The 16292-nt window shown below is 36.6% G+C and carries 9 protein-coding genes, 1 pseudogene and 1 riboswitch; of the genes and pseudogenes, 2 read left to right on the top strand and 8 right to left on the bottom strand.

All coding sequences use genetic code 11. From position 1 onward, the window contains the following. Nucleotides 1-53 precede the first annotated feature (53 nt). The 7 genes and pseudogenes from QA612_RS01565 to QA612_RS01535 all read right to left on the bottom strand — a co-directional run bounded on the left by QA612_RS01565 (nt 54) and on the right by QA612_RS01535 (nt 9062). Nucleotides 54-983 (bottom strand): MBL fold metallo-hydrolase, encoded by a 930-nt coding sequence (locus tag QA612_RS01565; RefSeq protein WP_278281973.1) that lies wholly within the window; start codon nt 981-983, stop codon nt 54-56. A 178-nt stretch (nt 984-1161) separates the two neighbouring features. Next, nucleotides 1162-1938: a polymer-forming cytoskeletal protein gene (locus QA612_RS01560; protein WP_278281972.1), complete on the bottom strand. Its 777-nt coding sequence runs from the start codon at nt 1936-1938 to the stop codon at nt 1162-1164. 1 nt (nt 1939) lies between these two features. Then, a pseudogene (locus QA612_RS01555) lies at nt 1940-2245 on the bottom strand (DUF4004 family protein); the annotation flags it as partial. Between the two features lie 408 nt (nt 2246-2653). After that, on the bottom strand, nt 2654-2893 hold the full coding sequence (locus QA612_RS01550; protein WP_278281971.1) for a glutaredoxin family protein: 240 nt from the start codon (nt 2891-2893) through the stop codon (nt 2654-2656). Nucleotides 2894-2948: 55 nt separating this feature from the next. Then, the gene (locus QA612_RS01545) at nt 2949-6479 is read right to left on the bottom strand and encodes a hypothetical protein (protein ID WP_278281970.1); all 3531 of its coding nucleotides are present in this window, start codon (nt 6477-6479) and stop codon (nt 2949-2951) included. A 15-nt stretch (nt 6480-6494) separates the two neighbouring features. After that, nucleotides 6495-7106, bottom strand: coding sequence for a hypothetical protein (locus QA612_RS01540; RefSeq protein WP_278281969.1), 612 nt, complete (start codon nt 7104-7106; stop codon nt 6495-6497). Nucleotides 7107-7271: 165 nt separating this feature from the next. Then, nucleotides 7272-7354: riboswitch (cyclic di-GMP riboswitch) on the bottom strand. Between the two features lie 166 nt (nt 7355-7520). Further along, nucleotides 7521-9062, bottom strand: a complete 1542-nt coding sequence (locus QA612_RS01535) for a malate:quinone oxidoreductase (RefSeq protein ID WP_481804400.1) — start codon at nt 9060-9062, stop codon at nt 7521-7523. Nucleotides 9063-9710: 648 nt separating this feature from the next. Here QA612_RS01535 and QA612_RS01530 point away from each other — a divergent pair. Next, entirely contained in the window at nt 9711-10910 is a 1200-nt protein-coding gene (locus QA612_RS01530; RefSeq protein ID WP_278281968.1) for a DUF4085 family protein, read from the top strand. Between the two features lie 503 nt (nt 10911-11413). Beyond that, nucleotides 11414-13630 (top strand): catalase/peroxidase HPI, encoded by a 2217-nt coding sequence (gene katG / locus QA612_RS01525; protein ID WP_278281967.1) that lies wholly within the window; start codon nt 11414-11416, stop codon nt 13628-13630. 94 nt (nt 13631-13724) lie between these two features. Here the strand turns inward: katG and QA612_RS01520 are convergent, their stop codons facing one another. Then, nucleotides 13725-16268, bottom strand: a complete 2544-nt coding sequence (locus QA612_RS01520) for a PEP/pyruvate-binding domain-containing protein (RefSeq protein ID WP_278281966.1) — start codon at nt 16266-16268, stop codon at nt 13725-13727. Nucleotides 16269-16292: the final 24 nt, after the last annotated feature.

Below are 16292 nucleotides of genomic sequence, written 5' to 3'. Positions count from 1 at the left end.
CATATTAGGAATTGTAAGAACCGTCCAATGAGTCAAATATATTTATCAATAATCTACACCCAAAAGGTTTCTCCCAGTGTAAGAACCTTTTGTTTGTCTTTACTTAAGTCCAAACGTTTCCACTCTTTATGAAATCTTTCTAATGCTTCTGGTCCTGTGTCATCAGCTAATCGGTATGCTCCGTAATGCATGGGAATAAATGTGTTTCCTCCCAGCTCTAAGAATGCCTTAATAGCATCCTCAGGGTTAATATGAGAGGTTGACATAAACCACTCTGGCTCATATGCTCCAATTGGCATTAATACAATATCTACTCGAAATCTATTAGCTATTTCTTTGAAACCACTAAAATAAGCTGTGTCACCAACAAAATAGACAGATTGGTTTCTTTCCTCATTTTCAATAATCCATCCACCCCAATGGGATAAGTTAGTGTCAAATAAAGTACGTTTTGTCCAATGCTGTGCAGGTACAAATGATAGTTTCATTTTTTTATTTGTAATAGAAAAATGATCCCACCAATTTGCCTCACGTATATCTTTGTACCCTCGCCTTGTAAAGGCAGATCTTAGACCATGAGGTATATAAAAGGTAGGATTTCCTTTTAATTTTCTGATAGATCTAAAATCTAGATGATCGTAATGTCCATGAGAAATAACAACAATGTCTATTTCCGGTAATTCACTTATTTTTAACCCAGGCTCTGTTAACCTCTTTTGCATTCCCATTCGATTTGCCCAAACTGGGTCCGTTAATATATTTAAACCATTCAATTGAATTAAAAACGTAGCGTGACCAATCCACGTTACGGAGAACTTCGTGCGGTTATCTTGTAGTATATCGATTTCCTTCTTACTTACATGGGATAATTGTATAGATAAATCCTTTACCTTCGCCCTTCTTTCCCGAGACCACCTAATCATATCCTTCATTGTTTTATTATCCGGTATATTATCAAAGTTTAGAAATTTCGTTCTTTTCATTTTACATCCTTCTTTCTGCACATGGGGTCGGTTCTTATGAGTCTATTTCGTAGATTCATTAATTCATTCTATAGTCTCATTATTAATATAAATGACTTTTATGAACTAAGGATGAACAATAAATACAATGAACGATGAAAATGCGAGGAAATCTGTATTCCACTTCTTTTTCTTCTTATTAAATTTTATTCTTTACTTTTACTAAAGCTTCATCAGATATTGTAAGTTCGTTCCGGTACTCCAGTAACTCTATTTCACATCCAGGTCCAATGCTTACTCTATTCCCTCTTACCGTCTTTGCTTTTGTATATTCGAGGATTATATCATCACCTTCAATTAGTTCTACGTGGAGTTCTTTACTTAACGATTTAAACAATTTATCTAAATGTAAGAATGTATGACCAACCCGTTTTACAGATATTTTTTCTCCACCAATTTCATTTACAAAGGATTTCCCGTGCAGATTAATCCCAACCTTATCTCCGTTTATTAATCCATCGATTGTAAAAGCACCATTTAAATAAGCATTTTCAACTTCACAATCTCCGTTTATTTTTACCATACCTTCAAGGGACACATTCTCCCCCTTTATTCCATTTCGCAACGAGGCATTTCCTTTAATAACTAGCCGTTCAAATGTAATTTTTCCAGAGATATTTGAATTCCCTTGTAAATCGATTACATTAGCCTCAACATTACCATACACTTTCGTATTCCCTTTAATTTCAGTTATTCTAGAAAGAATGTCCCCTTTAATCTTTGCAGATCCATTGCATTCAAATTTATCACATTCTATCTCACCATTTACCGTTCCATTCCCATTTATTATTACATTCTCAAAAACGCCTCCAGCTACTTCACCATTACCTGATAATATTAAATTACCTTTATTTTCCTGCACGATACCACTCCCTCCACCCATAATCTTCAATTTATTCCTCTCATCACTAAACATGTTAGAAACCTCCAATCATTAGTTTGTTAAGTAACTCATCTATGACATTTTCAATATTAATTAAGACAGCAACTTTTGTTTTATCATCAACAAAGAATTCACCCGTACTGGAAACAAGTAATACTGTAACGACTCCCATTTTTCTTAAAACCACTAAAGAAGGGGAGTGCTGGTCTAACCTTGAATAGTTGTCATGTAACGTTTGGATAATTTCCTTTCCATCTTCCCAACCAATTTCTCCAGTTTCCAATGTTTTGTTTAATAGGAACAAATACAGCGCTGTTTGAAATGTTACTTTATCTATAGAAGTAAGTTGTTCCTCTTAAGATTCATGGGGACGGTTCTACTGAGTCTATTCGTATATCTCATATCTCGTAACAACAATAGTGAATTGGCCTTTGGGGAATGATAGTATAAGAAAAGCCAAAGGCGCCCCAATTTCTCCTAAGAACGGACACGTCATGAGGGCTAACAGTTAAATCCTTGATGGCCTGTCTTCAAAATTTTCATAGTGTCTAAATTTTATTAATTCTTTTAAGAATAACCGTGTAAGATCCGCCTGATCCTTTATTTGAATTAGCAATAGTCGTCTTCTTTCTTCCCGCCTTCCCGCCTCTTCGTCTTTTCATTATTTACATGAACATAAAGAAAAGCAGGCTCCCCCCTTTTTCAAGGGAGAAGAGCCCGTCATGTTCTTTCAGTCATATCTACTTAATTATTCCTTAACCAATTCAATTAATTCTTTTAGCTCTGGCGTAAAGCCTTTGATCGCTTTGTCACCAAAAACTATAACTGGAACACCCATAAAGCCAAAATTTTCTACCTCTGTTCGGTATTCCTTATTGGCCATAATATCTCTCACCTCAAAAGGAACACCCTCTTCTTCTAACATTTTCTTCACATACGTACACTCTACACATCCATCTGCAGAATAAACGATTACTTCCTTCGTCATTTATATAACCTACCTTTCCGTTCGAGCCTAATTTTTTTCCATAGCTTTCCCTTTTCTACTTTTCTACTAACCTATCTGGAATTGGGACACTTATATCCTCCCACCAAACAGCATTTAACTGACCATACTTGTTGTAGCCGTTAGCTACTATAGTCCCATCTTCCATTAAAGCAATAACATGATTATCCCCTGCTGAAATAGCTATAATATTTTCCCATTCATCTACCTCGAGAATTTCGAAATAAGTATCTCCAACAGCTATTACGGTACCGTCACTTTTTAAGCCGTATGTATGAAAACCACCTGCTGCGATTGCAATAATATCTTCCCACTTACGTACGTTAGTTTGATCATACTCATGGTGACCAGTAGCTACAACGGTACCGTCCCCTTTTAGTCCAACAGTATGGTTATTTCCTGTAGCTATCATAACGATATCATTCCATCCCTTAACGTTAATCTGCCCAAAATGGTTTGCCCCAGTAGCCACAACTGTTCCATCATTTTTTAACCCTACAGTATGCCAACCACCAGTTGAAACAGAATCAATGTCCTCCCAGTTGTTTACATTAATTTGTCCATAGTTATTTAATCCAGTACCAACAACAGATCCGTCTTTTTGTAAACCAACAATGTGGTTGTTACGAGAGGCGATAGACACTATATTCTTCCAGCTACTTAAATCGATCATCTCTACCTTATCATTTAAGTTAGTAACACCACCAGCTATCTCAACCGTACCATCCTGTTTTAATCCAAGCGTGTGAAAACGCCCTGCTTCCACTGCTATAATATTTTTCCACTCTTCCACATCCAGTCGACCAAAACGATTTTCCCCAAACGCCATAACCGTTCCATCTTTATTTAATCCTACAGAGTGATAAACACCAGCATCAAATCCTCTATCTAATTGACTCAATATGACCTTTGCATTTGAATAATCACTTGCACTTATAAATGCTCTCCTTGCTAGATTGTATTCCTCATTCTCTAAATGTTGTACACCTCTAGCATACATTTCTTCTTGTTTATTACTAATGATTTCTTTGCTATCTTTATAATCCCCTAAGCTTCTAAGAATAAAAATAGAATCCTCGAAATTGCCATCTTCCATTAGTTGATTTGCCTCATTATATTTTGCATTAGGAACAATGATATTATAATTAACAAATAGTGCAATAAGTACAGCAGCTGCAATAGGAGCTACAATTTTTAGCCCTTTTTTAAATTTAGCTTTCCGTTCCTCTTTTCTAATCTCTTCAAGTCTCTTTTTCGCTTCTTCTTGACCTTGAGCTGCAGCTTTTTCATACCATCTTTTTGCCTCTTGAATATCAATAAGACCACCTTGTCCCTGATCATACATTTTCCCTATCTCGTGTTGGGCGTCTGGATCACCTTGTTTTGCAGCTCTCATAAACCAATCAAAAGCTTTATTATAATCGACATCTGTGCCATATCCCTCTAGGAACATGGAGCCGATAATTAATTGATCCTTGGCCTTTCCAAGCTCTTCCCCTAATCGCCACATCCAATAAAAGGCCTTTGTTGGATTTTCTGCTACCCCTTTACCTCGATAAAACAAATGGGGAATAATTTCTAATGCACCGTGATGATTTTGTTTCGCAGCTTCAAAAAACCAGTAAAATGCCTCTTGATCATTTACATCTACACCTTTACCACTAGTATACATGGCACCAACCATATATTGCGATTCAGGATTACCTTGCTTTGCATCTTGCAACCGTTCTAGAAAATCAATCTTTTCATTCCATATTGCACGCCATTGTTCTCGTCCTTCTTCATTATCTTCTAATGAACCGTTATGAATCCTCTCATTCATTTCTAAAAATGAAAACAGCTGTAAAAGTGGAATACGTTCGTTCTCTTCTTCCTGCTTTTTTGAAGTGGCTTGTTTACTTTTATCCAGAAGTAAATCACTATTGCCCTTTTGTTTCACAGCTTGATATGTGCCATTTCCATTCTGATTTGATAGTAAGAATTGATAGAAATAGGATTCCGAGAGGTCTAAAGTATTATTACTACACTTTGAGTAATAATGAAGTAGCTCCTTTAAACTCATATTTGGTGTGCACTTTTTTAAAACCACATTCGTAACAGTTGTCATGTTTATTGACTTTAGAAAAATTTGATATCCAGATACTAACTCTAGCGAATAGCGATCAATAAACTCATTTTCAAATGAAAAAGAATGTTCACCTAATTTTTTTTCAGAAAAATTAGTTATATATTCCATCAAATTATTTAACGTATTCGTTCGTAACTGAAATCCCTTTTCTGGAGTAATCTTCACTAACCTCTCCGTGAGATGAATATAGTTAACCACCGTTTCCAGCATTGTTGGAACCTTTATTCCATCTAATTCGTGAATATTATTGACTCCAATATTGAAATCGTTAAATAGCTTCGTATAGTAGCTGTAGCAATGCATCAATGAAGTCTCATTCTCTTTCGAACTATCAATCATTGATAAATGCTCCAGCCATTGCGTTAAAACGGTATACCGAAGTATTGCCGCACAATATCCAAGTTCCACATCATCAATTACTATTTTTCTAGCATACGTATTTTTAATAAAAAATTGTAAGACATTCTGGCTAATTATATCTGCTTCTTTAAAACTATGATTCTTTATATGTCCAACAATTTCACTCTGAATAGCCCTGTACCACGAGATTATCTTCTTTACTTCCTGTTCTCCGATAGTAAAGTGAAGTTTTCTATTTGTAAAATCAATGTCTTTCAGTTCATAACCAATATGTAGTACATCTTCCTCTATTCTGTTTATTAAACCACCATACATGGTGTAGTTAATATACAGTATCTTTTTATGCATATTCAAAAGGGAGGCTTCTAGTAGATTATGTATGTTTTCTAAACTAGAATAAATTCTTCTAATATCTTTGTTTATTCTCTCTTCTTTACTATTTGATACTTTTATGATGCTCCTTGTGGCCATTCCACCAATAGGGCCCGCGAGCATAGATCCTAGAACTCCTGCACCGAAAGAAAACAAATCTGTATCTCGACGGTGTTGCACCTCCTTTAATGTTTCCAATAGCTTAACATAGTTCCTTGAAAGCCTTTTTAATGGTTCTGTAAGCTCACTAGAATTTTCAACAAATGCATTGGAGAAAAGTTTAAATAGATCCTCAGGAACCTTATATCTATCTATTAAAAATGCAAATTCATTATCTTTAAAGCTAGTAAACGTTGCTTCATATCTCCCCTTTATTTCACTTAATCGTTCCGTGTTAAAAATATCATCGAATAATTGAACAATGTTTTTTGGTGCAACAAATTCTAGTGCTTCTTTCATATATTCTTGCCTTACTTCTAAAGTTAAATGGGGTTGGTTCAACTTCTCAAAACGTTGAATTATCCCTTCATTAAAATTTGTCCAAGGCATTCTAATGTGATCCATCGTTTCCTTTGCCTCAGACACAACAAATGCTTCTAGCTTCATTGAAAGTGATTTATTACCCTTGTAAAAAGTATAGTTTAAATCAAATAATTTACCTTCCATATTTGAAAATAAATCTTGAATGTCTATATTATTATTTTTCATCAGTCGACCCACCTATTAAAAAAGATCAAAAAAGTCAAATAGCTCTGTTGCCTCTACCGACCATATGTCCAGATTTAATGCCCCTAAGCTTTCAAATGATAAATCATTGAAGGAAGACAAATGATCACTAAATTGATGACTAGTTATAGAATGGTCCAATTCATTTAATGAGGTGAAACTAGCAGACTCCTTCATAGAAAAGTTTGTAATCTCATTCATCGTTTCCTTTGAAGTTCCCATTAAATGCATATTGCTATCATAATAGTCTCTACCAAAAAATACATTTTCTGTAGAAATCATTTCCACTTGTCCTGGAGATTGATACAAGTTCGCCCCACCGTGCACATTATCCTGTAGCAAACCCGTTTGTTGGAAATTACTATCTTGAATAAAAGTAAAATCTTGAATGGTGTTGGTAGATCCAATCATGTTCATACTTTGATCCGTTACGTCTACACCACCATGAGCATTTTCTGTAATAAAGCCTTTTGTCTTTCCCGACAAATCAGCAATTAACGTCTGCCCATCCTTAAATGGAATAAGATTAACATTATCCAAAGGAATTCCCAACGAATGCAACACCTCTCCATAGTTCTTCTGCTGATACATCAAATCCAGTAAATCCATCAACTGTTCTCCTTTCATGGGGACGGTTCTCATGAGTTTTTTCCTACACAAAAAATACTCGGACATTGCCGAGCATTAACCGTCACACTACGCCCACCCACTAATAAACTTTTAAAGCAAAAATAAACCGTCCTTAAGATAGGACGGACGGGAATCTAGGAAATAGATTGCAACTGGCTGGCTTATCAAGTGATTTAGCCCCTCTAGTTTTGCGTCCTATCTTTTCAGATAGTTTGCCAACATATAAAATTAGGTATTTATTACTAATACTAATATAATACTTAATTTATAAATTTGTAAATAGTAAGGCGGTTCCTACGTTTTTTTTACAATATTAAAATGCTATATAAGTGAATCTAACATGAATTAATTTGTAAACGCTAAAAAACAACGGGATAATTATCCCGTTGTTTTTTATCCAATAAGCTCTGGAACTTTCTTCGCTTCTTCTTTCTTCACTTCTTCTTTCTTATCGTCCACAAATCCAAGAGTATTCGCTGTTGAAGCATGGATTTCGTTCAGAAGCTCTGGGTTCTCCATTAAAGACTCCCCATAAGAAGGAATCATTTCTTTAATTTTCGGTTCCCATGATTCCATTTGTTCAGGGAAGCACATGTTTAGCAATTCAAGCATGACGGAAACGGCAGTAGATGCACCAGGTGAAGCACCGAGCAAAGCAGCGATCGAACCATCTGCTGCGCTAACAACTTCTGTACCAAATTGAAGTGTTCCTTTCCCGCCAGCTTCTGTATCTTTAATCACTTGCACACGTTGACCAGCTACTACTAATTCCCAATCTTCACTCTTTGCGTTCGGGATAAAGTCACGTAACTCATCCATACGCTGCTCTTTAGATAGCATCACTTGCTGAATTAAATATTTTGTTAATGACATGTTTTTTGCCCCTGCGGCCAACATCGTTCCTAGATTATCTGGTTTGATGGAGGTTAACAGATCAAATACAGAACCATATTTCAAAAACTTTGGTGAGAAGCCAGCAAAGGGTCCAAATAGCAACGACTTTTTATTGTCGATAAAACGTGTATCAAGATGCGGTACAGACATTGGAGGTGCTCCAACTTTTGCTTTTCCGTACACTTTTGCATTATGCTGTTCTACAACAAAAGGATTATTACAAGCCAAAAACAATCCACTTACAGGGAAGCCACCATAATTTTTACCTTCAGGAATACCGGACTTTTGTAGTAAGTGTAAGCTTCCTCCACCGCCTCCAATAAAGACAAATTTTGAAGTAATGTGTTTGATTGCACCACTTTCTTCATTAAGCACTTTCACTTCCCACAAGCCATCACTAGTACGATTCAAATCCTCAACACTATGCTTGTAGTTGATTTTTACATCTTTACTTTGTAGGTGATCAAATATCATGTGCGTTAAGGCACCAAAATTAACATCTGTTCCAGAGTCAATTTTTGTTGCTGCTATTGGCTCCTTCGAAGTACGGTCTTTCATAATAAGTGGAATCCATTCCTTTAATTTTTCAGGGTTATCGGAAAATTCCATCCCTTCAAAGAGGGGGTTATTCGTTAAGGCTTCAAAACGTTTTTTGAGAAACTCTACATCCTTTTCCCCTTGCACAAAACTCATATGTGGTAATTCTTTAATAAATTCTTCCGGATTTTGTATGAGCTTGTTTTTTACTAGATAAGACCAAAACTGCATGGAATCTTGAAATTGTTCATTAATTTTTATAGCTTTACTAATATCTATTGATCCGTCCTGTTTTTCGACTGTGTAGTTTAGTTCACAAAGTGCGGCATGCCCAGTACCAGCGTTATTCCATTCGTTAGAGCTCTCCACTCCTGCGTTATCGAGCTTCTCAAACACTGTAATTTCCCATTCTGGTACTAATTCTTTTAACATGGAACCTAATGTCGCACTCATAATTCCTGCACCAATTAAGATTACATCTGTTTTCGTTTGTCTATTGCTCATTTTAACCATCCTCATACCTAGATTTGCAGAAAAATGTACAGGTTCATCCCCACACACCACTTCTGTATCAAATATACTTATGTTCATTTTATCACTAACTTTATAAGATTTAAATATTTTTTTACTATTATGATAGTTTTAAATATTTAAGTCAGTGTTCTTGGGGACGGTTCTCCTGAGTTTTTTTAATCTGTAAGGAGTGAAAAACATTGATATTAAAGGCTATAATACACTAACATTCGTCCCCTCGTTCAAGCCACAAAAGTTAATTTAGCTTATTTGGTAATATTTCCTCACTTCTAAATTAAAGCAAAAAAAGCAGCAAACAACCTTCATATTCATTTACTCGAACATTACATGCTTTCAACCCTTCCGCTGCAACTAAAATTGAAAATTGGTTATCTCCTATCACATTCACAGTCTAACATTTACAGATTAATAGCTTTTATAAATCTTCTTCCCTCCCTTTTTTGTAATTATTCGTTTATTTTTCACTGTGTGATCTTGAAAAAAGTTTTTTGAATTTTGGACTAGGTAATACACATTACATGAAGTAAAACACAAAGATGATAAATATTACCAAAAAGTACACAACTAAATCAAAATTCTTATAGTATACTAATTTCACCAACTACTGGAGGTGTTTTTATGTGGAATATATCAAAGAACGTGAAAGAGAAATTCACCACCTGCAATCTTCTACCCATTCATGAATCCGATCGAGACTGGGAAGTAGCATTAAGAGAAGCAAATGAGGAAGGGGAAGATCTCACTGCCCGTTTAAAAGAAGAGCTTGAAGAAGTAAAAGAGAAAATATTACATATTTTGCCTACACGCTTCATTCCTTATGTGGAAAATGGAACATTAAATCAACCTACATTACCGAAAGCAGTCCGTGAAGACTACTTACAATGGATGAAAGAAGCTGACAATGAATTTGAAAAAATATTAGATAATGCATATGATCAAACAATGAATGCAGTTAGTTTTCTCCCTTCCACAGTTCAGGACGTCTTTGAGGAGAACTTGCATGATTCCACTATTAAACGAATCCAACGAGAAGGGGATGTACTTCATCTCTACATTAATACAGATGGTGGTTTTTCATCCATTTCACTTGTTCATTTTACTTTTCAACAAATTATTGCTGAAGAATCAGATAATCCAATTCAGGTTGGTCAATGGTTAATTTACGACGAACTAATGAAAACAGAAGATGGATATGCGTTCCGCGTATTGTTTGACTGCCCTGATACAGAGTGGACAATTACAATGAAAAAATTAGATGCAAACTATTATTATCGTCCCACTACATTTACCAGATTATTAGATATAGAAATGATTGATAATACAACCCTCCTAGAATACTTCGGTCAATTAAATCCTAATTTCCGTTATTTTCTAATTACACCAGACGTAACGACCCTTGTTAAAACCTTTTCAGATAAAAGTATCACTATAGATAAGGGAAGTATTAAAATTGAAAAAAATGAAATGATTGTTACAGTGAAGGACAAGCAGTTTATATATAATTTAGCAGAGTACAATCCCATTGATTTTATTTATACAGATGTATACGAAGATCCTTATGGGCATTTACACGATCAAATACCTATTGAAAAAATGGAAGAAGCAGCATTAAGTAGCGATTTAGAATTACAAGTAAATGCGTTGAATACGATGTACCTCAACCCACAAAAATCAGCTCACATTATTAATCGTGTATTAAAGGAAGTAAATATAACAGAGGAAAATGAACAGGTGATTATTCATTTTGTAAACCACTTCTATAATAAAGGTATTTTGACAGAAGGTGTGGTGGAAAAGTATAAAACTTTGCTTGATTAAAATTCTAAGATTAATTTAGAGATGTGGTCTCAATCATGAAGTGGAAAAAACTAATAAAAAATAATACTTTTTACATTTTCTATTTTAATCATTGCATGGGGAATTAAGTGTCAAATATTCTGACATTCTCATTTAAATGGTGACTATTATCAATGTTAATAAGTTAATATACTTGTTTAACACAAGTTTATTGTTCTTATTGATAATTACTCTTTTCTATCTACATTCCTTCCTCAGAATTTATTTAAAATGCATATACCACGTTAGGTTAAACGTTTTCATTTTCTTCCCCATTAATCTATGAAAAAGAAACTTTTGTGTACGTTTTGTGTCTGTTTTCACATAAAACATTTACTTTCGCAAGTCTTTTTTTTTGTAATTATAAACAGCAGTTTATTATAATGATTATAGATGTGAAATAATTATTATCTAGTTTACTAGGTTCTGAAGTGTAGATTAAATAATTATTTCCTACTTATTTTTATGGAAGGGGAGGAACAAAAATGGACGCAAAAAACAATGGCAACACTGGAGGATGCCCGTTTCACGGAGGTGCTACAAGTAACACATCTAGTGGAACATCAAACAAGGACTGGTGGCCAAACGCGTTAAACTTGAATATTCTCCATCAACATGACAGAAAATCAAATCCTATGGAAGAAGACTTTGATTATGCAGAGGAATTTAAAAAGCTAGATTATGATGCGCTTAAACAAGATCTTCATAATCTAATGACAGATAGTCAAGATTGGTGGCCTGCTGATTATGGTCATTATGGGCCATTCTTTATTCGTATGTCTTGGCACGCCGCAGGTACATACCGTACAGGCGACGGTCGAGGTGGTGGTGGAACTGGTAATCAACGTTTTGCTCCACTTAACAGCTGGCCTGACAACGCTAGCCTTGATAAAGCTCGTCGACTTCTTTGGCCGATTAAACAAAAGTATGGAAACAAAATCTCTTGGGCTGACTTACTCGTAATGGCAGGGAATGTTGCTATTGAAGACATGGGCGGACCAATTATAGGCTTTGGTGCAGGGCGCCCAGACATTTGGCATCCAGAAGAAGACATTTACTGGGGGGCGGAAACAGAATGGCTTGGTGATAATCGTTATTCTGGGGATCGCGAACTTGAGAATCCTCTTGCTGCTGTTCAGATGGGTCTTATTTATGTTAACCCAGAAGGTCCAAACGGTAAGCCAGATCCACTAAAGAGTGCTCACGACATTCGTGAAACCTTTGCACGTATGGGAATGAACGATGAAGAAACTGTTGCATTAACAGCAGGTGGCCATACGTTTGGTAAGGCACACGGAGCAGGGGACGCTTCCCATGTTGGTCCAGAACCAGAAGCAGCTCCTATTGAAGCACAAGGCTTAGGTTGGGAAAGCTCCTACGGTAGTGGTAAAGGACGTGACACCATCACAAGTGGTATAGAAGGTGCTTGGACTGCTAATCCGACACAGTGGGACAATGGATATTTTGATCTATTATTTGGATATGAATGGTGGTTGACAAAGAGCCCTGCTGGAGCTTGGCAGTGGCAGATTGTGGATCCAGATGAGAAGGATCTAGCACCAGATGCAGAAGATCCATCAAAGAAAGTTCACACTATGATGACTACCGCTGATATGGCATTAAGACATGATCCAGAATTTGAAAAAATTGCACGACGTTTCCACGAAAATCCGGATCAGTTTGCAGAAGCATTCGGTCGTGCATGGTTCAAATTATTACACCGTGATATGGGTCCAAAAGAAAGATACCTCGGACCAGAAGTTCCAGAGGAAGATTTCATCTGGCAAGACCCTGTTCCGTCAGTAGATTATGAGTTAACAGATGCAGAAATAGCAGAACTTAAAAAGAAGATCCTAGACACAGGACTTACAGTTAGCGAACTTGTCACAACTGCTTGGGCTTCGGCTAGTACTTATCGAGGATCGGACCATCGTGGTGGCGCTAATGGTGCCCGCATTCGTCTTGCACCACAGAAGGATTGGGAAGCGAATCAACCGGAACAACTTGAAAAAGTGCTTAGTGCATTAGAAGACCTTCAAAGTAAACTTGATAAAAAAGTTAGCATTGCCGATTTAATTGTACTTGGTGGTAGTGCTGCAATAGAACAAGCGGCATTAGATGCAGGTTTTGACGTAACTGTTCCTTTCTCACCTGGACGCGGTGATGCAACAGAAGAGCAAACAGATGTTGAAGGATTTGAATTTCTTGAACCAATTGCTGACGGTTTCCGAAATTATCAGAAAAAGCAGTACAGTATTGGTCCAGAAGAGCTCCTAATAGATAAGGCACAGCTCCTAAACCTTACAGCACCAGAAATGACTGTACTTGTTGGCGGTATGCGTGTTCTTGGTACGAATCACGGTGGTACTCAACACGGCGTGTTCACTGATCGCGTAGGTACACTTACAAATGACTTCTTTGTTAACTTACTTGACATGGGAGTAGAGTGGAAGCCTGTTGAGGGAGAAACATATGTAGGACGGGATCGCAATACAGGTGAAGTAGTGCGTACAGCAACGAGAGTTGACCTAGTGTTCGGTTCAAACTCTGTTCTACGTTCCCTAGCAGAAGTTTATGCTCAAGACGATAACAAAGAGAAGTTTGTCCGTGACTTTATCAATGCTTGGGTTAAGGTAATGAACGCAGATCGCTTCGACCTAAAGAAAGAAGACCTTAAGAAGGCACAACTTACAAGTAACTAATATATAAGAAAACCGCTGTCCGGTAGCGTAAGGACAGCGGTTTTTCCTATTTTAATTAAGAAAGAATGTTTCGAAATAGCAATATTTATCTTTGTCACTTACATATAAGCCTCTGAGTCACAATATCAGAGAACACTTGCAAACCATCTGTTTTTGCAATATGAATCACATCCGAGAATTTCTCCCCATCCGGTAAAAATGATGTGAGCATATTCTTCTTTTTTAAAACATATTCAGGCTGAAACTGTACATCCTTTTGTCCATTAAAGACTGCTACATAGAATATTCCCGTTTCCACAAGGTCTTGGAAAAAATGACTTCCATATGATAATTCAGGCATTAACCCTGATGTTGAGACTTCACAGATTACCGCCATATTACTAAGCTCCGTAAAATGGACAGGTACGCCGAGAGACGCTGTAGTTGTGCCCCATCTACCTGGCCCTACGAGCATGACATTTTCTCCTTTCAGAGCTCTATTGATTTTACCTATCTGTCTAGCTACTTCGTATTTTCCTTGTTCATTACGATCTAAATATGCTTCAGCCTCCACATAAACAACATATCCAATTGATAAGTGGACATTTCCACCCATAAAGTTACCTTTCGTGGAGATAAAACAATCTTTCTCATCCGTTAGTTCTGGTAGTTTTACCGAATGGCCTAACCCTCTCGTCTGTAACGGTCGACATTGTACAAGGTTCACTTTAAAATCCGAATCACTTGTAAAATTTGCAGTAAATTCAATATCCACAGGATAATCATAAACCTTTGATAATAACGTTAATATATCTTTCATAACGGTAGGAAATTCAGTCGTTTTAAGTACTTGTTCAAAATCAAGGATATAGGGCACTTTCTTATTCGTATATCCAAGGGAACGAAGTCTTCTTTCCATTTCGTAGTCCAATGTAGCAAATAACCCTTTTCTTATATTAAAATCAACACTGCTAATATCATCCCACTTTCTTGACGTTAGCTTATTTTCAGATAAAGAAAGGATATCCACATTATGCTGAGAAAATTTCTGTCTATCTTCCATATGGATTAGAGGCAAGCGTAATGGGTTATCCAAGGTCACAATTTTGGCGTAATCCTCCACCGTTCTGTCTACCGCCCTCGTACCTAGACCAAAAACGAGTCGTAACATGCCAGCATCCATATCTATATTATCATCCCATACATACAAATTAGAGGAATTCCCTACTCCTGCAAGATGTGGGAAAAATGCTTCTCCGTATTGATCTCCAGACACCCGTTGAACCAATATAGCCATCTGCTCATCTTTTTCAAACAATCCTCTGTTCATCCGATAGGCGAGAGCATCCTCATTCATTGTACTGGCATAAACTGTACGTATTGCATTTTCAAAAGCTTCATACCGTTCCTCAAGTGTCCCTTGATTAACACAAAACACACTTTCATATTTACCTGAGAAGGCATTTCCAAAATTATCCTCCAGCAATGAACTTGAACGTACAATGATAGGCGACTGACCAAAATATTCTAAAGTCTGTACAAATTGCTCCTGAATATTTCCTGGAAATTTTCCATATAACATTTTTTCTTTCAGCTTAGCGGCATATGTATAATACCCTTCTTTCGTTCTTTGTTTCGCGCGAAGCTTCCACCATCCATTTTGCACAATATATGTGTAGAAAATATCAGATCCTAAATAAAATGAATCATGGGGTTCTATATAAGATTGAAAGCGGTCCCCTCCATCCTTCTCGATAATCTTTCTAGCTAGAAGCATTCCAACACTTTTTCCTCCAATAAAGCCTGTCCCTACCTCCCTCGATGCAATTTGCAACAGATCATTTAAAGTGAAATATTTGTTACAAAGCTCGAGCATGCGGGACTCATGGCCGATTAACATCTTCATTAATTTCCTTTTCGTTTCTTCTTGCTCCTCAATAGGAAGTATTAGTTTCTCTCTGGCCTCACTAAAGATTACAGTCCAGTTATCTAACCGTTCCCCTCCTCGATGAATATTAGAAAATAACATAGCGGATTCTGCACTTGAGGTGATACTAATTGCTTCATCTCCTTTTATAAGATGTGGGAAGAACATGGTTGGAGAATAACGTTGCCACACCTTCAGTGGATGAATATAATAGTTTTCTTTTACTTTATATAGATCAAGTAATAGCTGTGTCGTTTCCCGAATACCTGCAATGCTACTGTATGTATGGGCGTTTCTTATGATTCCAAAATATGCAATTGTATCTAACTCATATAAGTAAGGACAAGTAACTTTAAAGAAATTACCAATCATCAAGTCAGAATGCCAGTATTCTAACAAATCTGTAAGGCAGTCAAAGACATAAAAAGCTTTTCTACCTTCTTGCTCCATTAAACTATGTACCTCAGTAGCAAAGCTTTCGAATCCTTTCCTTGCCTCAAGTTTGTATACCTTAACACCAATACCTTCTTCGAGAATCGGTTCGTGTTGCCCAAAACGGACGTAGATCATCTTCCGATTATCCCGCTTTGCCTGCTCTACATAAGGTTGAACCACCTTCTTATAATCCTCTATAGAATCCACTTGCCAAACAACATTATCTCCCAATCGTAGCTTATCAATTGCTTGATCAAATCCAGTTAGTCCTGTGCTTACTTTCTCATGTAGTTCCATAATAGCGCCTCCTTTCACTCCCTA

Source organism: Evansella sp. AB-P1 (assembly GCF_029688925.1).
Lineage (GTDB): Bacteria > Bacillota > Bacilli > Bacillales > Salisediminibacteriaceae > Evansella.
Note: the sequence above shows the minus strand (reverse complement) of the source record. Positions and strands in the feature narration are given on the sequence as shown.

What these genes read in the sequence shown, in the direction of transcription:
- QA612_RS01565 (WP_278281973.1), bottom strand. Translation starts at nt 983, where the DNA reads ATGAAAAGAACGAAATTTCTAAACTTTGATAATATACCGGATAATAAA.
- QA612_RS01560 (WP_278281972.1), bottom strand. Translation starts at nt 1,938, where the DNA reads ATGTTTAGTGATGAGAGGAATAAATTGAAGATTATGGGTGGAGGGAGT.
- QA612_RS01550 (WP_278281971.1), bottom strand. Translation starts at nt 2,893, where the DNA reads ATGACGAAGGAAGTAATCGTTTATTCTGCAGATGGATGTGTAGAGTGT.
- QA612_RS01545 (WP_278281970.1), bottom strand. Translation starts at nt 6,479, where the DNA reads ATGAAAAATAATAATATAGACATTCAAGATTTATTTTCAAATATGGAA.
- QA612_RS01540 (WP_278281969.1), bottom strand. Translation starts at nt 7,106, where the DNA reads ATGGATTTACTGGATTTGATGTATCAGCAGAAGAACTATGGAGAGGTG.
- QA612_RS01535 (WP_481804400.1), bottom strand. Translation starts at nt 9,062, where the DNA reads ATGAGCAATAGACAAACGAAAACAGATGTAATCTTAATTGGTGCAGGA.
- QA612_RS01530 (WP_278281968.1), top strand. Translation starts at nt 9,711, where the DNA reads ATGTGGAATATATCAAAGAACGTGAAAGAGAAATTCACCACCTGCAAT.
- katG (WP_278281967.1), top strand. Translation starts at nt 11,414, where the DNA reads ATGGACGCAAAAAACAATGGCAACACTGGAGGATGCCCGTTTCACGGA.
- QA612_RS01520 (WP_278281966.1), bottom strand. Translation starts at nt 16,268, where the DNA reads ATGGAACTACATGAGAAAGTAAGCACAGGACTAACTGGATTTGATCAA.